Origin of the sequence: Streptomyces aquilus, from assembly GCF_003955715.1 — a bacterium.
GTDB lineage: Bacteria > Actinomycetota > Actinomycetes > Streptomycetales > Streptomycetaceae > Streptomyces > Streptomyces aquilus.
In genome coordinates this window covers 622,088-642,286 of record NZ_CP034463.1, presented here as the reverse complement: position 1 = coordinate 642,286, position 20,199 = coordinate 622,088, and the positions used below count along the sequence as shown (strand labels likewise).

General features: G+C 71.9%; 13 protein-coding genes and 1 pseudogene. 7 read left to right on the top strand and 7 right to left on the bottom strand.

Annotated features, from left to right (window positions below):
• Position 1 precedes the first annotated feature (1 nt).
• On the top strand, positions 2–2,545 hold the full coding sequence (locus EJC51_RS03105; protein WP_126276778.1) for a sensor histidine kinase: 2,544 nt from the start codon (positions 2–4) through the stop codon (positions 2,543–2,545).
• A 205-nt stretch (positions 2,546–2,750) separates the two neighbouring features.
• Here EJC51_RS03105 and EJC51_RS03100 read toward each other — a convergent pair whose 3' ends face one another.
• Entirely contained in the window at positions 2,751–3,320 is a 570-nt protein-coding gene (locus tag EJC51_RS03100; protein WP_126276777.1) for a universal stress protein, read from the bottom strand.
• A 268-nt stretch (positions 3,321–3,588) separates the two neighbouring features.
• Between EJC51_RS03100 and EJC51_RS03095 the strand changes: the two genes are divergently transcribed.
• The 3 genes from EJC51_RS03095 (at position 3,589) to EJC51_RS03085 (ending at position 6,759) form a co-directional block, all read left to right on the top strand.
• Positions 3,589–3,927, top strand: a complete 339-nt coding sequence (locus tag EJC51_RS03095; protein WP_126269570.1) for an SAV_915 family protein — start codon at positions 3,589–3,591, stop codon at positions 3,925–3,927.
• 13 nt (positions 3,928–3,940) lie between these two features.
• Complete coding sequence (gene lysA / locus EJC51_RS03090) at positions 3,941–5,266, top strand: diaminopimelate decarboxylase (RefSeq protein WP_126269569.1); 1,326 nt, start codon at positions 3,941–3,943, stop codon at positions 5,264–5,266.
• Between the two features lie 176 nt (positions 5,267–5,442).
• On the top strand, positions 5,443–6,759 hold the full coding sequence (locus EJC51_RS03085; RefSeq protein ID WP_126269568.1) for an aminotransferase class I/II-fold pyridoxal phosphate-dependent enzyme: 1,317 nt from the start codon (positions 5,443–5,445) through the stop codon (positions 6,757–6,759).
• Between the two features lie 21 nt (positions 6,760–6,780).
• On the opposite strand, the gene EJC51_RS03080 is transcribed toward EJC51_RS03085, so the two are convergent.
• Both EJC51_RS03080 and EJC51_RS48565 read right to left on the bottom strand, forming a co-directional pair.
• A complete protein-coding gene (locus tag EJC51_RS03080) occupies positions 6,781–7,881 on the bottom strand; it encodes a magnesium and cobalt transport protein CorA (protein ID WP_126269567.1) in 1,101 nt (366 codons plus the stop codon).
• A 77-nt stretch (positions 7,882–7,958) separates the two neighbouring features.
• Positions 7,959–8,984 (bottom strand): annotated as a pseudogene (locus tag EJC51_RS48565) (magnesium and cobalt transport protein CorA).
• A 61-nt stretch (positions 8,985–9,045) separates the two neighbouring features.
• Between EJC51_RS48565 and EJC51_RS03065 the strand changes: the two are divergent.
• The gene (locus tag EJC51_RS03065) at positions 9,046–9,468 is read left to right on the top strand and encodes an ArsR/SmtB family transcription factor (RefSeq protein ID WP_126269564.1); all 423 of its coding nucleotides are present in this window, start codon (positions 9,046–9,048) and stop codon (positions 9,466–9,468) included.
• A gap of 38 nt (positions 9,469–9,506) precedes the next feature.
• Here the strand turns inward: EJC51_RS03065 and EJC51_RS03060 are convergent, their stop codons facing one another.
• From EJC51_RS03060 to EJC51_RS03045, 4 genes are all read right to left on the bottom strand, one after another.
• Positions 9,507–10,838 (bottom strand): ABC transporter ATP-binding protein, encoded by a 1,332-nt coding sequence (locus EJC51_RS03060; RefSeq protein ID WP_126269563.1) that lies wholly within the window; start codon positions 10,836–10,838, stop codon positions 9,507–9,509.
• Between the two features lie 45 nt (positions 10,839–10,883).
• On the bottom strand, positions 10,884–12,644 hold the full coding sequence (locus tag EJC51_RS03055) for an ABC transporter permease (protein WP_126269562.1): 1,761 nt from the start codon (positions 12,642–12,644) through the stop codon (positions 10,884–10,886).
• Between the two features lie 1,072 nt (positions 12,645–13,716).
• On the bottom strand, positions 13,717–14,532 hold the full coding sequence (locus EJC51_RS03050; RefSeq protein ID WP_126269561.1) for a hypothetical protein: 816 nt from the start codon (positions 14,530–14,532) through the stop codon (positions 13,717–13,719).
• 5 nt (positions 14,533–14,537) lie between these two features.
• Entirely contained in the window at positions 14,538–14,927 is a 390-nt protein-coding gene (locus EJC51_RS03045) for a hypothetical protein (RefSeq protein ID WP_126269560.1), read from the bottom strand.
• 66 nt (positions 14,928–14,993) lie between these two features.
• Here EJC51_RS03045 and EJC51_RS03040 point away from each other — a divergent pair, with 66 nt between their 5' ends.
• Together EJC51_RS03040 and EJC51_RS03035 are read left to right on the top strand one after the other, a co-directional pair.
• Positions 14,994–19,439: a CHAT domain-containing protein gene (locus EJC51_RS03040; RefSeq protein ID WP_126269559.1), complete on the top strand. Its 4,446-nt coding sequence runs from the start codon at positions 14,994–14,996 to the stop codon at positions 19,437–19,439.
• 94 nt (positions 19,440–19,533) lie between these two features.
• A complete protein-coding gene (locus EJC51_RS03035; protein WP_126269558.1) occupies positions 19,534–20,196 on the top strand; it encodes a DUF7019 family protein in 663 nt (220 codons plus the stop codon).
• The last annotated feature ends 3 nt before the right edge of the window (positions 20,197–20,199 follow it).

Below are 20,199 nucleotides of genomic sequence, written 5' to 3'. Positions count from 1 at the left end.
CATGGTTCGCGGCAAACTCCGGATCTACCTCGGCGCGGCACCCGGCGTCGGCAAGACCTACGCGATGCTCTCCGAGGCACACCGCCGCGTGGAGCGGGGCACCGACTGCGTGGTCGCCTTCGTGGAGCACCACAACCGGCCGCGCACCGAGGTGATGCTGCACGGCCTGGAGCAGATTCCGCGCAAGGATCTGGAGTACCGGGACAGCTTCTTCACCGAGATGGACGTGGACGCAGTCCTGGCCCGCCGGCCCCAGGTCGCCCTGGTCGACGAACTGGCCCACACCAACGTCCCCGGCTCCCGCAACACCAAGCGCTGGCAGGACGTGGAGGAACTGCTGGCCGCGGGCATCGACGTCATCTCCACGGTCAACATCCAGCACCTGGAGTCCCTGGGGGACGTGGTCGAGTCGATCACCGGGGTACGGCAGCGCGAGACGGTCCCCGACGAGGTCGTGCGCCGCGCCGACCAGATCGAGCTCGTCGACATGTCCCCGCCGGCGTTGCGGCGGCGGATGGCACACGGCAACATCTATAAGCCGGACAAGGTCGACGCGGCCCTGTCCAACTACTTCCGCCCCGGAAACCTCACCGCCCTGCGGGAGTTGGCCCTGCTGTGGGTGGCCGACCGGGTGGACGCCTATCTGACCGAGTACCGCAGCGAACACCAGGTCTCCACCATCTGGGGTTCGCGCGAGCGGATCGTCGTCGGCCTGACCGGTGGTCCGGAGGGACGGACGCTGATACGCCGGGCCGCCCGGCTCGCGGAGAAGGGCGCCGGCGGCGAGGTGCTGGCCGTGTACATCTCCCGCAGCGACGGCCTCACCGCCGCCTCTCCGAAGGAACTGGCCGTCCAGCGCACGCTGGTCGAGGACCTGGGCGGCACCTTCCACCACGTCGTCGGCGAGGACATCCCGGTCGCGCTGCTCGACTTCTCGCGCGGGGTCAATGCCACCCAGATCGTGCTCGGTGTCTCCCGTCGCAAGGGCTGGCAGTACGTCTTCGGCCCCGGCGTCGGCGCGACGGTCGCCCGGGACTCCGGACCCGACCTCGACGTGCACCTGATCACCCACGACGAGGCCGGCAAGGGGCGCGGACTCCCGGTCAACCGGGGTGCGCGGCTGGGCCGTTCCCGCATGATCTGGGGCTGGCTGGTCGGCCTCGGCGGCCCGGTGCTGCTGACCTGGCTGCTGAGCGGTGTGGCTCCCGACGTCGGGCTCGCCAACGACATGCTGCTGTTCCTGACGCTGACGGTGGCGGCCGCCCTGCTCGGCGGGCTCTTCCCCGCCCTGGCCTCGGCGGCGGCCGGCTCCCTGCTGCTGAACTGGTACTTCACCCCGCCGGTCCACACCTTCACGATCGCCGACCCGAAGAACATCGTCGCCATCGCGATCTTCGTCGGGGTCGCTGTGTCGGTGGCCTCGGTGGTTGACCTCGCGGCCCGCCGCACCCACCAGGCCGCCCGGCTGCGCGCCGAGTCGGAGATTCTCTCCTTCCTGGCTGGGAACGTGCTGCGCGGCGAGACCAGCCTGGAGGAGCTGCTGGAACGGGTCCGTGAGACCTTCGGCATGGAGTCCGTGGCGCTGCTGGAACGCGAGAGCGAGGTGCTGCCCTGGACCTGTGCCGGGAGCGTGGGCTCGCGTCCCTGTGCGGTTCCCGACGACGCGGACGTCGACGTACCGGTCGGCGACCACATGGCGCTCGCGCTGACGGGACGGGTGCTGCCGGCCGAGGACCGCAGGGTCCTGGCGGCCTTCGCCGCACAGGCCGTCGTGGTCCTGGACCGGCGGCGCCTCCAGGAGGAGGCCGACCAGGCCCGCACACTCGCCGAGGGCAACCGCATCCGGACAGCTCTCCTGGCCGCCGTGTCGCACGACCTGCGCACCCCGCTGGCCGGCATCAAGGCCGCGGTCACGTCCCTGCGTTCGGACGATGTCGAGTGGTCGGAGGAAGATCAGGCGGAACTGCTGGAGTCCATCGAGGAGGGCGCCGACCGCCTCGACCACCTGGTCGGCAACCTCCTCGACATGTCCCGCCTCCAGACCGGCACCGTCACCCCGATCATCCGCGAGACCGACCTTGACGAGGTCATCCCGATGGCGCTCGGCGGCGTCCCCGAGGACAGCGTCGAGCTCGACGTCCCCGAGACTCTTCCCATGGTCGCCGTCGACCGGGGGCTGCTGGAACGGGCCGTCGCCAACGTCGTCGAGAACGCCGTCAAGTACAGCCCGCCGGGCGAGACGGTCCTGGTGTCCGCGAGCGCCCTCGCCGACCGCGTCGAGGTGCGCGTGGTCGACCGTGGTCCGGGCGTCCCCGACGAGGCCAAGGACCGCATCTTCGAACCGTTCCAGCGCTACGGCGACTCCCCGCGCGGCGCCGGCGTCGGCCTCGGCCTCGCGGTCGCTCGGGGCTTCACCGAGGCGATGGGCGGCACGATCCACGCAGAGGACACTCCGGGCGGCGGCCTCACGATGGTGCTGACCGTACGCACGGCCCCCGAGCGCCGACCCGAACAGCCGGATGTGTCGGCGGCGGCCACGTCCTGAGGTGGGGGAGACCGCCGGTCACGGCCGTGCTGTGGGCCTGGTGGCGTCCTGGCAGTGGCTGAGTCCTGGCTGAAGCCGCATTCGGGCCGGCGGTGGATCCTGGGGGTGCCGTCGTGGCGCCCCGACCGTCGGGCGGCAGCCTTGGGGTGGCCGGTCCATCCGATGCGGGCCCTCGTGCTGAACGGCGGCGCGGCGTCGCATGCCGTCAGGCGTCGTGCGGCACCCGTGCGAACTCCCTCTCCATCCGCCCCGTGTCCAGCCGCAGCCGCCATGCGTTGCGCCGGTGTGCGGCTGCCAGCGCGGGCTGGAGCGGAGAGGGCGGCAGCACGAGGACGGGACAGCCGGCATGGGTGAGGCAGTAGCGGCCGACCGACGGCCACAGCGCGCGGTGCGCCAGACTGCGCCGTCCGGCACCGAGTACGAGGAGGTCGTCCTCCTGGTCGGCCGTCGCGACCAGCGCCCGGCCCGGCGTAGCGCGTGCGAGCACGGCGTGGAGGGGGAGCCCGGGGCCTTCCTTGCCGAACACCTCCCGCAGGGCGTCGAGCAGCCGATCCCGCGCCATCCGCTCCCAGTCCTCGACCAGGACGGCCGCTGCCGCGGACCGACGCGCGGCGAGCTCCCCACCGGGCGGCTCCCAGGCCAGCACAGGCCAGAGCACGGCACTGCGGCGTCTGGCCTCGACGGCCGCGCGACGCAGCGCGACGAGGCTCCCGGGAGAGCCGCTCACCCCCACGACCACACGGGCGGCGGCTGAGGACGGACCGGACTCGGACATCGCTTCCACGGCCCCATCACACCTCCGCGCCGAGGCGTTCGCCCAGCCCCCGCGCGATTCCCTGACACACCTCTGACGACCCGTTCGGGGCCCTTCACCCCGGTGCGTCAGCGTCCCGTCAAAGTCGTCCGGCTGGTCGTCAGCGTCCCGTCAGGACCCGTCCGACCCCCGGGCACCCCGGGCATAACGTCGATCGCAAGCCCCGGTCCGCCTCCCCGCGTCCGGGGCGCTCCGGACCACCCGACCAGCGCATTCCAGGAGGCCCTTCATGGCGGAACTCCTCTACGACGACGACCCCGAGCCCTCCGATCCGTCCCCGGCCGGACCCCTGTACGTCCCGGTCCGGCCGGGCTCCTCCGGCTGTGCGGCCCGGCTCTTCCGCACCCCGCTCGGTGACCGTACGGCCGTCGGCTTCACCTCCGAGCGCCGGCTGACCGGCACCCTCGGCCCGGACCAGCCGTGGATCCGCCTCGCCGAGCCCGCCCTGCGTGCGCTGACCGCCCCGCTGGGCGTCACGACTCTCACGGTGGACCCGCGCTTCACCGCCCCGGCCCCGATGCCGGCCGCCCAGGCGCCTTCCGAGCCGCCCGTACTGCGAACCGTCTGAAGGGGAGACGACGATGACCACGGTTCACGAACCCACCACGACCGCCGAGTTGTCGGTGTGGCCGGCCACGACCACCGAACCCGTACCCGGCGGCCCGGCCGTCGGCGGCGTACCGCTCGCCGAGATCGCCGACCGCTTCGGCACCCCCGTCTACGTCCTCGACGAGGCCGAGGTCCGCGACCGCTGCCGTACCTACCGGGACGCCTTCCCCGACGCCGAAGTCCTGTACGCGGCCAAGGCGTTCCTGTGCCGGGCCATGGTGCACTGGGTCGAGGAGGAGGGCCTCGGCCTGGACGTCTGCTCGGCCGGCGAACTGGAACTCGCCGTCACCACCGGCTTCCCGCCGGAGCGGATCACGCTGCACGGCAACGCCAAGACACCCCGCGACCTGGAGACCGCCCTGCGCCTGGGAGTCGGCCGGATCGTCATCGACAGCCCCTCGGAGATCGCGCGCCTGGCCGCGGCCGTGGGCCCGGGCGGTCACCAGAAGGTGATGGTCCGGGTCGTCCCCGGCATCAGCGCCGGTGGCCACGAGAAGATCCGCACCGGCACCGACGACCAGAAGTTCGGCCTGTCCATCGCCGACGGCTACGCCCAGCACGCCATCGCCCGCATACTCGACCAGCCGCAGCTCGAACTCACCGGCCTGCACTGCCACCTGGGATCGCAGATCACCAGCGTCAAGCCGTATCTGGCGGCGGTACGGCGGATCGTGGGACTGATGGCACGGCTGCACGAACAGCACGGCCTGGTCCTGCGCGAACTCGATCTCGGCGGCGGCCACGGCATCGCCTACCGCCCCGGCGAGGCGGCCCTGGACCTGACGTCACTGGCCCGCAAGGTCCGCACCGAACTCAGCGACGCCTGCGGCGCGTCCGGACTCCCCGTGCCTCGCCTGATCATCGAACCGGGACGGGCGATCGCGGGCCCGGCGGGCGTCGCGCTCTACCGTGTGCTGTCCGTCAAGCACACCGGCTCGCACACCTACGTCGCCGTGGACGGGGGCATGAGCGACAACCCCCGCCCCGCCCTGTACGGCGTCCGCTACGCCCCCCGCCTGATCGGCCGCCACAGCGCCGCGGCCCCGGCCTCGGTGACCGTCGTGGGCCGCCACTGCGAGGCCGGCGACATCCTGGCCGCCGACGCCGAACTCCCCGCCGACGTGCGCCCCGGCGACCTGCTCGCCGTACCGGTGGCCGGCGCGTATCACCTGTCCATGGCCTCCGCCTACAACCTGGTCGGGCGCCCGCCGGTGACCGCCGTACGCGACGGCATCGCCCGTCTCCTGGTCCGTCGCGAGTCCCTGGAGGACATCCGCAGCCGAGACGTGGGCCTGTAGCGGTCCGACGGACGGCAGGCGTCAGAAGGGCGTCAGAGATGCCTAACGGAAGATCAAAAATACGTATATAGAAGGAAGTTAGGTCGAATTCCGGTCGTAATCTCGTCGTGCAGCCCCTGATCGGGGCACCCCCCACAACGGGCTCCACCAGGCCCGCTCCGAGGAGACGACGACCCATGACCACCACCGTTCCCGGGCATCTCGACACCCGCCGTACGGACGCCCGGAAGAAGGACATCATGCGGTTCCGCACGGTGTCCGGGCCCGATCTGACCACCCGCAACGACGCCTACCTCGCCTGGCAGCGCGACCGCGAACAGTCCGACCTGTGGCCGTACTTCCGCCGCTACGAGACCTCCGCCCTCACTCCCCGCGCCACCGTCGTGTCCGACACCGGCGTAATCACCCGGGGCCCCAACTTCGGCGGCCAGGACTACCTCTCCCTGACCAGGCATCCCGCCGTCCTCGAAGCCGCCCACCAGGCGTTGCGCGACTACGGCCCGCTCACCGCCGGTTCGCCCGCCCTGGGCGGCGCCACCCCGCTGAGCAAGGCCCTGGAGGCCGGCCTCGCCGAGGCGCTGCGCACCGAGCACGTCATGCTCTTCCCGACCGGCTGGGCCTCCGGCTTCGGCACCATACGGGCGCTCATGCACCGCCGCGACCACATCCTCCTCGACAAGCTCTCCCACGACTCCCTGCGCCAGGGCGCCGCCGCGAGCGGCGCCACGGTCGAGTTCTTCCGCCACCTCGACAACGACGCCGTCCGCCGCCACCTCACCGGCATCCGCGCCACCGACACCAAGAACGCCGTCCTCGTCGTCACCGAGGGCGTCTTCTCCATGGACTCCGACACCCCGCAGCTGGCCGAACTCCTGTCAATCTGCCGGGAGTTCGGCGCCCAGCTCATGGTCGACGTGGCCCATGACTTCGGCGCCATGGGCGAACACGGCGGCGGCCAGCCGGAGGTGCACGGCATCCTCGGCCAAGTCGACTTCGTCGTCGGCGCGTTCTCCAAAACCTTCGCGACGACCGGCGGCTTCCTGGCCACGCCGTCCGCCTCCGCACGGGAGTTCGTGCGGATGTTCGGCGGGCCGCAGACCTTCTCCAGCGCCATCACGCCCGTGCAGACGGCGGTGGCCCTGGCGGCCCTGGGAGTCGTCACCTCACTCGAGGGCGCCGACCGCCGCGCGGCGGTCAGGTCGGTCGCGACCCGGCTGCGCGAGGGCCTGACGGCCCGCGGTCTGGAGGTCATGGGCGACGTGGTGTGCCCGGTCGTCCCCGTCCTCATCGGCGACACCCCGACCGGCCGCACCGCCTCCGGCCTCATCGCCCGCGCCGGCCTGGTCGCCCACCTCGTCGAACAGCCCGCGGTGGCCTCGGACGCGTCCCGCTTCCGCATGCAGGCGATGGCGGACCACACCGACGAGGACATCGCCACCGCGATCGGCATCCTCGACACCTGCATCCGTGAAGCCCGCCTGACGGCTCACTGACGCCCGTGGTCGCACCGCCTGTCAGAGCCACCCGTTGCGCTTGAAACCGCGGTGGATGACGAAGCAGGCGGTCGCGATCACCGCGAGGACCATCGGGTAGCCGAAACGCCAGCGCAGTTCCGGCATGTGGTCGAAGTTCATGCCGTAGACACCGCAGACCATGGTGGGTACGGCGATGATGGCGGCCCAGGCGGTGATCTTCCGCATGTCCTCGTTCTGCGCGACGGTCACCTGGGCGAGGTGCGCCTGGAGGATCGAGTCGAGGAGCCCGTCGAAGGCGGTGATCTGCTCGGTGACGCGGGCGAGATGGTCGGCGACGTCCCGGAAGTAGGCCCGTATCCCGGGGTCCACGGCGGGGCACGGCTCGGTGGCGAGCCAGGCCAGGGGGCGGCCGAGCGGGATCACCGCCCGCTTGAGTTCGAGGAGTTCGCGCTTGAGCTGGTAGATGCGGCCGGCGTCGGCACTGCGCGCGCTGCGCGGGGAGAAGACGTCGGACTCGACGGCGTCGATGTCGTTCTGGACGGCGTCGGTGACGCTCAGGTAGTCGTCGACGACGTGGTCGGCGATCGCGTGCAGGACGGCCGAGGGCCCCTTGGCCAGCTGTTGCGGTTCGGCTTCCAGGTCCTCGCGCAGCGGGCCGAGGGAGCCGTGCCGGCCATGGCGGACGGTGATGGCGAAGTCCGGGCCGGTGAAGACCATCAGCTCGCCGGTGTCGACGACCTCGCTGGTGGCGGTGAGCTGCTCGTGCTCGACGTAGGTGACCGTCTTGAAGACCGCGAACAGGACGTCGCCGTACTGTTCGACCTTCGGCCGCTGATGGGCGTGGACGGCGTCCTCGACGGCGAGGGGGTGCAGTCCGAACAGCTCGGTGACCCGCGCGAACTCCGTCTCGCTCGGCTCGTGCAGGCCCAGCCAGAGAAAGGCGTCGCCGCGTGTCTTGCGGACCCGGGCGACCGACTCCTCGACCGTGGGGGACGCCTCCTGGCGGATGCCGTCCCGGTAGATCACGCAGTTGACGACACTGGAGCCGAGCGGGGAACGGCCCGGGTGGCTGAGGTCCACGCGACGGCGGGCGCGTCGCGCCAGGTTCGCGACTTTGCGCAGGTTGCCGACCATGGACATGTGCAGTCCCTTTCTTCCCGGCCCACTGGGTCCGGACAGTGTGCCAGGCCGTCGTAAAGCGGGTGTCAGAGCGGGTGTCAGAGCCACTTCTTGCGACGGAAGACCAGGTAGACGACGGTGACGAGGGTGGCGGTCGAGACGAGCATCAGCGGGTAGCCGAAGACCCAGCGCAGCTCGGGCATGTGGTCGAAGTTCATGCCGTAGACGCCCGCGATCGCGACCGGGACGGCGATCAGCGCCGCCGCGGCGCTGATGCGGCGCATGTCGTGGTTCTGCTGGATGCTCGTCTGGGCGAGGGCCATGGTCAGAGCGTTGTCGACGAGTTCGGTCAGGACGGTGACGCGCTCGGCGGCCTGGGCGAGGTGGTCGGCGACATCGCGGAAGTAGGCGGCCAGCTCCTTGTCCACGCCGGGGACGCGGCGCTCGGCGAGATCGCGCAGGGGCGCGGCCAGGGGGACGACGGTGCGACGGAGTTCGACGAGTTCACGCTTGAGCTGGTACATCCGGCCGACCTCCTGGCCGACCGCCGGGGAGAAGGCGTCGTTCTCGACGTCCTCGGCGTCCGCCTCCAGGGCGGTGACGACGTCCAGGTACCGGTCGACGACCGAGTCGGCGATCGCGTGCAGGACGGCGACCGGACCGTGGGCGAGCCGTTCGGGGTCGGCTTCGAGGCGGCTGCGGACCGGGCCCAGGTGCTAGGAGGGGTCGTGGCGGACGACGACGATGAAGTCACGGCCCACGAACGCCATGATCTCGCCGATGCCGACGATGTCGGTGGTCGGGGTCAGCTGCTCGTGTTCCAGGTAGACGGCGGTGCGCAGGACGAGGAAGAGCGTGTCGTCGTAGCGTTCGAGCTTGGGGCGCTGGTGGGCTTCCAGGGCGTCCTCGACGGCGAGCGGATGCAGGCCGAAGGCACGGGCGACGACCTGGAGTTGGCCGGCGGTCGGCGCGTGCAGGCCGACCCAGACGAAGCCGCCGGGGGTGGCGCGGGCGGCGCTCAGGGCCTTGTCGAGCGGAAGATGCCCCGGCCGGCGGCGGCCGTACTCATAGAGGGCGCAGTCGACGACGGGGACGGGCTGCGGCGAGGTGTCGTGGGCCGTCATGGGTGTCCTTCCCTGGTGACGGGCACGGCCCGGCGGTGTGGGCCGCCGGTACCATAGTTGCATGGATACGCAAGAACAGGCGTGGGACGAGGAGGCTGCGGAACGGGCCGTGGCGGTACTCAAGGCCGTGGCCGACCCTTCGCGGTACCGGTTGCTGTGGGCGCTGAGCGGCGGTCGGGAACTGCCGGTGAGTGAGCTGGCCGAACTTCTCGGCGCCCATGTGGCCGCGACTTCGCAGCACCTGGCGAGGCTGCGGACCGCAGGGCTGGTGACCACCCGGCGGGAGGGCACGCGGATCTACTACCGGGCGGCGGACGTGCGCGGGTTGCTGGAGGAGGCCCAGCTCGCCGCGGAGGCCGGTGACGGCGGCACCGGTCCCGGCGGGGGCGCGGGAGCTCAGGACGCGGTGGCGGTCGTACGGGAGCGCGCCACCGCGGCCCGTCCGGCACCGGTACGACGGCCCGCGCTGGGCCAGGCCCAGTAGAGCCGTCGGGACCGTCACGCGAGAGCCGTCAGGAATCGTCACGCGTGCGCGTGCTCGTCGTCCCGGTCGAGCCGGTACTCCTGCGGCTCGGCGTCGTACGAGTACAGCTCGGCGTACCGGCCCCAGTCGGTGGCCGTCTCCAGCTGGGCGGTGACCTGTTCGCTGGTGAAGTGGTGGGCGAGCAGGTCGCGGAAGAAGCCGGCGCGCAGGGTGCCGCCGGGGTTCTGGCCCAGGCTGCGGGTGATCAGCTGGACCAGCGGGGCCCGCAGGACCGCCTCGGCGAAGATCTTCTTCGACTCCTGGACGTCGGCGCCCGCGAAGGCCGTGCCGGTGTCGGTCAGCAGGAGGTCATCGCCGCTGAGGGTGGTGAAGCCGAGCAGGTCGAGGGCGTCGACCTGGGGGAGGAGGTCGTCGATCTCCAGGCCGAGGTCGTCGGCGAGGTCTGCCAGGTCGCAGCGCTCGCCGCGGTGCAGGACCATCTCCGCGAGGCCGGACAGTCCGTCCACGCTGGCCTGGGGGAGAGGGGTGTTCGCGGGGGTGCGCTTGTCCAGCTCGACGGCCTCGGTACGGCCGGGTGTGCGGCCTTCCTTGTGGCGGCCGGTCATGGTCCGGTACACGCGGTCGATGAGGTCCTCGAAGGCGGGCGAGTCGCGGTCGCGGGGGCGGTCCAGGCCGACTTCGAAGACCTCGCGGATCGTGCCGTAGGGCCGGGCGCCGAGTACGACGATCCGGTCGGCCATCAGCACGGCCTCCTCGATGTTGTGGGTGACGAGGACGATCGCGCGGGTCGGGAACTGGCCCGACTCCCACAGCTCCATCAGCTCGCCGCGCAGGTTCTCCGCGGTGAGGACGTCGAGGGCCGAGAACGGCTCGTCCATCATCAGCACGTCCGGCTCGACGACCAACGCCCGCGCGAAGCCGACGCGTTGGCGCATGCCGCCGGACAGCTCCTTCGGGTACGCCGACTCGAAGCCGTCCAGACCGATGAGGTCGATGGCCTGTCGGGCGGCCTCGGCACGCTCGGCGGCGCCGACTCCCTTGGCCTCCAGGCCGAGTTCCACGTTCTGCTGCACGGTCAGCCAGGGCAGCAGGGCGAAGGTCTGGAACACCATGGCGGTGCCCGGGTTGGCGCCGGTGAGCGGGGTGTTCTTGTAGGTGACGGTGCCGGAACTGGCGGGCACGAGTCCGGCCAGGCAGCGCAGCAACGTGGACTTGCCGGAGCCCGACTTGCCGAGCAGGGCGACGACTTCGCCCGCGCGGACCTGCAGGTCGATGCCGGACAGGACGGGGAGTTCGCCGTCGGCGCCGGCGTAGGACTTGGTCAGGCCGACGGTCTCCAGGAGGAGTTCGCCGTTGGTGAGAGTGGTCATAACAGGTCCTCTGCGTAAGGAGGTTCGAGGAACTCGGAGGGAGGCTCAGAGGGAGTAGCGCGACTCGGCCAGCCGGTACAGGCGGCGCCAGAAGAAGCGGTTGAGGGAGACGACATACAGGCTCATCACCGCGACGCCCGCAAGGAGTTCGGGGTAGTTCCCGGCCTCGGTGGCCTTGGCGATGTAGGCGCCCAGGCCGGTGGCGGTGAGGGTCGTGCCGCCGAAGGTGACGACCTCGGAGACGATCGAGGCGTTCCAGGCGCCGCCGGAGGCGGTGATGCCGCCGGTGACGTACGCGGGGAAGATCCCCGGGATGATCAGCCGCTTCCAACGCTGCCAGCCGGTCACGCCCAGGTCGTCCATGGCTTCGCGCAGGTCGGTGGGGATGGCCATGGCGCCGGCGATGGAGTTGAAGAGGATGTACCACTGCGCGCCGAGCGCCATGAGAAGCATGCCGCCGATGTCGATGCTCAGTCCGGTCCTGAGGAAGAACCAGACGGCGAGCGGGAAGAGGAAGTTGGCGGGGAAGGAGGCCAGGACCTGCACGACGGGCTGGGCGATCCGCGTCAGTCGTGGCGAGAAGCCGATCCGCACGCCGACCGGCACCCAGACCAGGGTGGCGACGGCGACCAGGACGACGACCCGGGCGAGGGTGGCGAGACCGAGCAGGAGCGGTTCGCCGAAGACGCCGAGGCCGGTGCGGTCGTAGAGGTAACGGCCGAGGTCGACGAGACCCCACAGGATCAGCCCGCCCGCCACGACCGTGAACACCAGATCCCCCGTCAGCTGCCGGGCGCGGTCGACGGTCAGCGGCCGGTCGTCGACGCCGAGGACGCGGCCCGCCCGGCCGAGGGCGCGTCCGACGGGACGCAGGGCCCGGCCCAGCAGCTGGGGCCAGTGGGAACGCCGCAGGAAGTCCAGGACGTACGACCGCTGCACCTCGCTCGCTTCGGACTGCTCGTTCTTGAAGCGCTCGGCCCAGGCGGTCAGCGGGCGCCAGAACAGGAAGTTCACGCCGATGACCATGACGGCCATGGTGAGGATGGCCCAGCCGACCTTGCCGAGGTCGCCGTCGGCGATGGCGGCGCCGGCGTAACTGCCCACGCCGGGCAGGGCGTAGTCGGTGTTGCCGAGGGTGACGGCCTCGGAGGCGACGAGGAAGAACCAGCCGCCGCCGAAGCTCATCATGCCGTTCCAGACCAGGCCGATCATGCCGGAGGGCAGTTCCACCTTCCAGAACCGCATCCAGCGGGTGACGCCGAACGACCGTGACAGCTCGTCGAGTTCACGGGGCAGGGAGGTGAGGGAGTGGTAGAAGCTGAACGTCATGTTCCACGCCTGCGAGGTGAAGATCGCGAAGATCGCCGCGCACTCCAGGCCCAGCATCGAGCCGGGGAACAGGGCGACGAACCCGGTCACGGCCACCGTCAGGAAGGCGAGGACGGGGACGGACTGGAGGATGTCCAGCGCCGGGATGAGGATGCGCTCCATGCGGCGGGACTTCGCGGCCGTATAGGCGTAGACGAAGGTGAAGACGGTGGACAGGGCCAGCGCGACGAACATGCGCAGCAGGGAGCGGGCCGCGTCGTAGGGGAGCTGTCCGACGCTCGTGTCCACGTGCGCGGACCGGCTGGTGGAGAAGGAGACCGTGGTCCCCTCCCCGACCCTGAGGGTGAGGTAGAGCAGCACCAGCACGGCGGCGGCGACCACCACGTCCACCCAGGAGAAAAGGGACAGACGGCCCGCGAAACGGGCGGAGTGCGACGACCGCGTGGCCGGCGGGGGCGTGCTCGTCCGGAACGACATCAGAGGAACCTCCAACCGCACGGCATGGCATGGCGGAACAGGGCAGCAGCATGCGCGCGGAGAGCAAGCGGATGGTGAGAGCAGGGGAGGGAGGGCTGCGGGCCGGGGCGCGGGTGGGCTTCCGCGGGGGCAGCGGGTCCGTCACGGCCGTATGAGCGCTTGGGCTTCGGGGGCCGTCATGGACGGACGTGAATCACTGACTGCCGAGGAGGCAGCGGCAGGGACTGGGTGGGTCGATGTCCATGGGTGCCTCCCTTCGGGTGCGTGGTTCCGGCGGTGGACAGGCGGTGCCGACAGGTAGTGTGCTCCTTGTTGCGTCAATACGCAAATATGGCCTCCGGCCTGTCCTGATCCCTCGGCGGTGATGCGGTGCGACCAGAGCGACGTGGCTGACAGGATCCGGCGCCAGGCGCGGGACCGCACGGAGCGGCTCCGGGTGAAATCCACCCTTGCTGTGCGCCTACCGGTGGCCGCGCTTCTCGGTGACGCCTCGGCTGGCCCCGCGCCGACCTGACGGCCACCCTCGTCATTGCTGCCGTGAACTGCGGCTTTGTGTGGGCGACTCCCGGTGGAGCGCGCAGCCTTGTGGTGCAGATCGCGGGGGTTGTGTCTCATGAGACGGGATGATCGGCCGTCAGATCTCGTGGGTGACCTCGGGTGACCCGTCCGGCGCGCTTGCTTCTGGCGACTTGGGGCATCGAACCCGCGCTCTCAGCTTGGGAAGGTGAGGGGCTTCCTTGCCGATGTTGAGCGCGTTGAGCAGGATGTCGAGCGCGCCCTCGGTATCAGCTACGGTGACAGGCCCGCGACAGCCGGAAGGCTCCCGCCGCGTACTCCCACATGCTCGCTTGCAGGGCTGGGTTGCGCTTTCCGCCCTGGTATTCCGGCGCCCGCTCCCAGTCCGGTTCCGGCCCAGGGACCGCAAGCTCCGCCATGTGTCGTCCTCCCCACCCCCGATGTCCTGCCGCGACACCTCACTCTAGAAGTGCGCCTCCTCGGGTGCCGGAATGGGGCTCTGCCGTACGTGCCGCGGTCAGAACGACTGATACGCGCCGTCGTTGCCACCCCTCCCTCATGGCTGAGCAGGCGGAGGCTGCGTCCCCCTCAGAGTGAACGCGGCCTCCGTCGTCCGGCACAACGCCTCCACCGCGTGCCGCAGCGTGCGCCATGACGCCAGGCCCAGCAGGACGCCGACCGGCGCCGCGGGCCACCACCACGCGCCGAGGACCGTGAACGCCGCGCTCCACACGAGGGCCTCGCAGGCCGCGTCGTAGGCGTCGCGGGCCTCGGCCAGGGCGGCGCGGGGCGGGTCCTGGGCGCCGAGGAGGAGGGCGGTCCAGCCGGTGCCGAGGTCCTCGCCCTGCTGTCTGATCGTCTCCTCGGTGCGGTGGAACCGGTCGCCGGACCAGGTGGGTGACCCGGGCCGCCCGTTCTCGACGGCGGCGGCCCTGCGCACGTCGAGCCGGGCGGCCCGCAGCGCGTTGCCGTCGGCACTCGCCCGTACGGATCTCCTGGCCAGCTCGTCGGGCTCCACCCAGCGGTGCCGCCGCCACCTGGTCACGAGATCGCCCACCGGCATCAGCCACCACGGCCAGGCCCCGGCGGCCAACGCCCCTATCCCGGAGGCGAGATAGGGCACCGCGAACGCCGACGCGACCACCGGCACCGCGAAGAGCACGAGCGAGGCGACGGTGTCCGCGGACAGGCCGCCGCCCGTCCGCAGCGCGTCGGCGATCTTCTCCCGTGCGAGGGACACGTCGTTCCAGTGGGCGTGCCCCAGCTCGCCGCCGCCGACGACCGCGACCACGAAGAACAGCACGGCGGGCAGCAGCCGTCGCAGGAACCAGCCGTCGGGTATGCGCCTCTGCAACTCGATGAGAAGCCCCATCGCCGTCAGCCGCCCACCGGACGCATCTCGGCGCCGCCCAACGCACACGTCGGGGTCGGGGTCGCGGCCCCGTTGCGCAACTCGACGCGGCCACAACGGTTCTGCTTGGGACACACCCAGCCGGACGCCCGCGGTACCCGGCGGCCGGGCCAGTCGCCCACGCCCATCACCGCGGGCAGCCCGAGCCCGTTCGGGACACCGCCCGCCTCGACGGCCTCGTGCAGCTCGCGCACTGCGTTCCGCCAGGCGTCACCGGCCGGGTCGGCGTCCCGCACGAGCGGCACCGCCGCCTCCCACACGGCGTCGGGGATCAGTGGTCGCAGCTCCTCCGTGTGACGGCACAGGTATTCCACCGCGTCCTCGTACAGCTTGCGCGCGTTCGCCCCGTCCCCCACGGCGCCTCCCTCAACGTACGGAGAATCACTGCCCTCTGACTTTCAGTCAGACTAATGTAACGATCTATGACCGAGCTTCGCGGCCGAGTGGTCTCTCGCCTTGTCACGGCTCAGAACACCCGCGATCCCGCGCTGTTGAGGGATCCGGAGGCGGTGGCCGACGCGCTGGCCCTGCTGCGGCAGGCCGCGCCCGCGCCGGAGGCGCCGGTCGACCTGGAGTCGGTCGTCCAGGTCTTCTGGACCTTCTGGTTCCGGCACCTGGGCGACGAGGACCCCGAGGCGGAGCAGAACCTGTCCGTCATCTTCGGCACCTTCGTGCACCTGTGCCCGCGACTGCCTCCGGAAGCCGGGCTCCCGGAGATCCTCGTGGAACGCTTCGATCCCGCCGACCCGTCCAACGAGGCGAGCTTCGCCTACCTGGTCAGCAGGGCGCACACCGATGCCGCGGTCACCGGCCCGCAGGAGGAGCGGCCCGCCGCGCTCGCCGCCGCGATCGCCTGGTCGGAAGCGGCGTTCGAGTCCGTGCTCGACGAAGACCACGCCGGATTCCTGGAGTTGACGGTCCACGCCCTCGAACTCCACGTCGAGCGCTTCAAACTCATGGTGGACCCGGACGCGCTGCTGGCGGCCGTGCGCTACGCCCGTGCGGTGTGTACGCGGCTGCGTGCCGCGGACCTCGACCCCGCTCTCGTGCAGGCCGCCGCGGCGCCCGCCCTGCGCACCCTGGTCGACACCTGCCGGCTGCTGGGCACGCCCCCGCTCGCCGTCGTCGAGGAGCTGATCGCGGCGCTCCCGCAGGACGCCCTCCTGCCGGAGACCGCCGAAGGGCTGGGCCAGCTGCGCCACCTCCACACCCTGCCGGTCGCCTGGCCCGGCGAGTTCGACCTGCGGGTGGGCTCGGCCCTCGCCGACGCCGGCGTCTCCGAGGACGACCTGGGCCGTGTCGCCTGTGCCGTACGGCGGCTGCGCGCGTCCCTGGCCGCCACACCCGGCCTGCACCCCGCGCACCCCCAGGTCGTCACCGCCCTCGGCCGGGCCCTCGCAGCCCTCGCGGCGGCCCGCCAGGACGGCGCGACGGCCAGGGAGGCAGCCGAACTCCTCGCCTCCGTCGGTGCCTTGGACGACCGGCACCGGGACCTGCTGGACGCCTATCGGCAATGGCAGGAGGTGAGCGTCGACACCGCCACCCCCGAGGACCTGGAGCGGATGCTCCCGCTCCTGGACGGCCTCGCCCTGAGCGACGGGCAGCGGGAGATGTTCGCCGACTTCCGGGAGCTGCAGGAGGCGAGCCGGAGCGAGGACCCGGCCGACCTGGAGCGGGCCGCCCCCCTCATCCGGCGGCTGGCCGAACGGGCCCGGGAGCAGGCCCTGCTCGACGGCGCCCCCGTCGACATCGACATCGAACTGGCCTTCCTGCCCACCGGGTTCGAGCCCGACGACAGCGGCGACGAGCACATCGCCCGCTACCGCACCGCCCTCGCCGCCCTCCCCGCCGACCGGCCGCACCGGCACGCCTACGTCGCCGTCCTGGCCGCGCTCACCGGGATGCGGGCCGAGGCACTGCGCGACAGCGCGCCCGCGCGGGCCGGGCTGTTCGAGGCCGAGTGCCGGGAGCTGACCGAGGAGGCGGTCGCCGCCGCCCCGGCCGGGTCCCCCGTGTCGGAGCTGCTGCGCCAGGGCCGCTTCGAGGTCGCGCTGCCGGTCGCCGTGGCCTCGACCGAGACGGGGGGCGTGCCGGACGGCGAACTGGGCCGCATGCTCGAAGTGTTGACCCGCATGGGCGAGGTCCGGCTCGAAGGCCCCGAGACCCTCGACGCCGACATCGCGGCCATCCGGGAACTGCGCGACCTCACGCCCGAGGGCGACGAGATGCGCCCCTACCTCTCCGCCGTGCTCGGCAGCGCCCTGTCCGCCCAGAACACCCGGGCACCGGACTACGCCGCCCTCGAAGAGATCGTGGCGCTGCTGCGCGAGAGCCGCGAGCACGGGGTCGACCTCCCGGGCGGCTTCGACCGGATGCTCGCGAACGCCCTCACGGTCCTGTCCTTCCGCGGCTTCGACGCGGAAGGCGCCCGGGAGGCGGCGGCCCTGCTCGCCTCCAACCCGGGGGCACCCTTCGGGCCGGAGGTCCTGGAGGAACTGCGGCCGGGCGACCCGGTGCCGACCGAGACCGACAGCGAGCTGATGGGCGCCCGCACCGAGTTCCACAATGCCCTGCAGAACTACCTCTTCGGCCATGAACCCGCCCAGCTGGAGCGGGCCCGGCAGATCGCCCGCCGGATGCGGGACGTCATCGAGGCCGCGCCCGCCACCGCCGAGCGGCCCTGGTACGACCTGATGGGCGACGTCTACGTCAACCTTGCCGACACCGTGGGCCCGGCGGGCGGCCGCCGCCCCGACCTCGACGACACCGTGGTCGAGGAGTGCCGGGCGACCTTCGCACGGTGCGGCCCGGGACACCCGATGCGCGTGATGGCCGCGACGACCCTCGCCCGGGCGCTCGCGCAACGTGCCGTCGAGCTCCGGGCCACCGAACCGGCGCGTGCGCAGGAGCTGTTCGCCGAGGCGGACGAGGTGAGCCGGGCGCTCTCGACGGAGGAACTGCCCGAGGGCGCCCCGTTCGACCTGGCCGCCGTGATGCGGTCGGCCCTCGACTTCTTCGTCCGGGGACGCCTGCCCGACATGACCCCCGGCGCGGACGGCACTCCGCAGGACTTCCTCGCCGCCCGCCTCGCGCCCGTCCTGGGCCGGGTCGACGGCACCGCGGGACCCGAGGCGGTGCGCGACACGGGCGTCCCGGTGTGGCTGCGGGCGCACGGCGAGATCGGCGCCGCGGCCGGCGCGCTGGGCCGGCAGCAGATCGGTCAGGCCCTGGACCATCTCGAAGAGGCCATCGAGGCCATGGCCACCCTCACCGACCGGGGCGCCGACCAGGCCTCGGCCGAGCACGGTCTGTCGCAGTTCGAGGGCGACATCAGAACGATCGTCGAGCTGATCCTGTGCAATGTCGAACTGCGTGACGTCGCCCCTCGCCTCCCGGAATATCTGAAGGCCGCGCAGGAGTCGTTACGGGAACTGCAAGCGGGGCGGCTCCCGGGCGAACTCCCCGCCGTCGACCGCCGCCTCGTGGGCCCCGACGTCGACCGCGCCGCCGAACTCCTGGAGCGGGGCCGAGGGTTGCTGCTGACCCGGCGGATCGAGGCCCGCGCCGACCTCGGCGAACTGCGCTCCCAACATCCCGGGCTGGCCGACGAGTTCGAGCGGCTGACGGCACAGATCGAGGCGCGGCCGCGGACGTCCGCCCCCGGTGACGCCGAGTGGGCCCGGCTGGCGGGCCTGCGTGCCTCCCACGCGCTCGACGACCTCGTCCGGGACATCCGCACCCGGCCCGGCTTCGAGGGCTTCCTGCGGCCGCTCACCGCGCAGGAGTTGAAGGGGCTCGCCGCTGACGGCCCGGTGGTCGTCCTCAACCACGGCGGCAAGCGCTACTGCCACGCCCTGGTCGTCACCGACCGGACGATCACCACCCTGCCCCTCGAAGCCTCTGTCGAGGAGGTCGCCGACACATCCCGTCAGCTGCGGGAAGCGGTCGACGCCATCAACACGCAAGGCGGGTCGAGACCGTCCCCGCTCCAGCTCGTCGCCGCAGGCAACACGGTTCGCCAGACGCTGGACTGGACCTGGCACAAGATCGTGCGCCCGGTGCTGGAGGCGGTCGGCTGCGCGGGCGCCGTCCCCGCCGATGCCGAGTGGCCGCGCATCTGGTGGGTGCCGACGGGAGCCTTCGGCGCCCTGCCGCTGCACGCGGCCGAGTGCCGGTCGCCCGACTGCGCGCCCGACGGCTGCGGCGCCGCGCTCGACGCGGTGGTGTCGTCGTACGTGCCGGGGCTCCAGACCCTGGCGTACACCCGGGCCCGCGCGCGGCAGCGCGGCACCGTCGAGCAGGGCAGGGCCCTGCTGGTCGCCGCGGCCGAGGACGACCTGCCCGGGGTCGCGGGCGCCGCCGGCTACGCCGCCGGACTTCTCGGCGCGCACCGGACGCTGATCGGCCCGCAGGCCACCCGGGACGTCGTGCTCGGGGCGCTGCACGAGGCCTCCTGGGCGCACTTCGGCTGCCATGCGGCGACGGACCCCTCGGAGCCTTCGGGCGCCCTGCTCCACCTGCCCAGCGGCGAACAGGTCTCGGTCCGGGAGATCTGTCAGGTCCGCCCGCGCGCGGCCCAGCTCGCGTTCCTGGCGGCCTGCGGCACCGCACGCACCACCGAGCGCCTCTCCGACGAGACCATCCACATCACGAGCTCGTTCCTGCTCGCCGGCTTCCCCACCGCGGTCGGCACCCTGTGGAAGATCGACAGCTCCCACGCGGACCAGGTCACCCGCGACTTCTACCGTCGTACGACGGCACCCGGCACCCCCGGTCCCGCCCGCGCCCTGCACGACACGATCCGCGAACTGCGCGAGCGCGTCCCGCACCCGCACATCTGGGCCGCGTACGTCCACGCGGGACCGTAGCCGCACCGTTCAACTCCCTTCGCCCGCACATCCCATGGCTTACAACTGGTCGTGATCGATACCCTGGGAAGGTCGAGACGGGGAGGATCCGGCAGTGTCGCCGAGTTACTACGTGTACATCTCCGACAGCAAGGTCGACATGCTGTTGCCGCAGATCGACCCCGGGTTCGGGGCCAAGCGTCAGACGGAGGTGGGCGTGAACCTCTCCGTGCTGTCGGCGAAGCGCACCACCGAGGGTCCGCCGAACGACCGGATCACCCGTCTCGAGGCGGTCGTCCGTCACCTCCACGACCACGGTGACCTCGGCACGGTGGATGAACCCGGCCAGTACTTCTGGGGATCGCTGCCGATGCGCTGGGGCGCGTTCCGCGACGACCCCGCGTCTTCCCTGGTGTTCTTCGGCGGGCGCACCGAGGACACCGTCCTCGCCCTGGGCGGCTCGTACCGGCACGTGTTCGACCACGTTCCGGACGCCGAGGCGCACGGCGTGGGGCGCTCGATGATGTCCTCCATGCTCGACGGCCTCGGGATCACCTCCGACCTGGAGGACGAGTACGTCGCCGACGCGGTGGACGGCGACCTCGACCACGTCGATCGCGCGGCACTGGGCCGCGTTCAGCGGGCTGTTGAGCGACTGCGCTGGCCGGCGCAGCACGTCGAGTTCGTGGCGAAGCGGCTGCTGCACGGCGAGAGCCCGGACGGCAGCGGCAGGTCGGTGCTGCTCGGAACACCCCTGTACGCCGCCGTGGTGGACTGACGC

Bases quoted from the DNA above. Each gene is read 5' to 3' on its own strand.
- EJC51_RS03100 (WP_126276777.1), bottom strand. From the start codon at position 3,320: ATGTCCGAGTCCGGTCCGTCCTCAGCCGCCGCCCGTGTGGTCGTGGGG.
- EJC51_RS03060 (WP_126269563.1), bottom strand. From the start codon at position 10,838: ATGACCACTCTCACCAACGGCGAACTCCTCCTGGAGACCGTCGGCCTG.
- EJC51_RS03095 (WP_126269570.1), top strand. From the start codon at position 3,589: ATGGCGGAACTCCTCTACGACGACGACCCCGAGCCCTCCGATCCGTCC.
- EJC51_RS03105 (WP_126276778.1), top strand. From the start codon at position 2: ATGGTTCGCGGCAAACTCCGGATCTACCTCGGCGCGGCACCCGGCGTC.
- EJC51_RS03080 (WP_126269567.1), bottom strand. From the start codon at position 7,881: ATGTCCATGGTCGGCAACCTGCGCAAAGTCGCGAACCTGGCGCGACGC.
- EJC51_RS03055 (WP_126269562.1), bottom strand. From the start codon at position 12,644: ATGTCGTTCCGGACGAGCACGCCCCCGCCGGCCACGCGGTCGTCGCAC.
- lysA (WP_126269569.1), top strand. From the start codon at position 3,941: ATGACCACGGTTCACGAACCCACCACGACCGCCGAGTTGTCGGTGTGG.
- EJC51_RS03065 (WP_126269564.1), top strand. From the start codon at position 9,046: ATGGATACGCAAGAACAGGCGTGGGACGAGGAGGCTGCGGAACGGGCC.
- EJC51_RS03085 (WP_126269568.1), top strand. From the start codon at position 5,443: ATGACCACCACCGTTCCCGGGCATCTCGACACCCGCCGTACGGACGCC.
- EJC51_RS03040 (WP_126269559.1), top strand. From the start codon at position 14,994: ATGACCGAGCTTCGCGGCCGAGTGGTCTCTCGCCTTGTCACGGCTCAG.
- EJC51_RS03050 (WP_126269561.1), bottom strand. From the start codon at position 14,532: ATGGGGCTTCTCATCGAGTTGCAGAGGCGCATACCCGACGGCTGGTTC.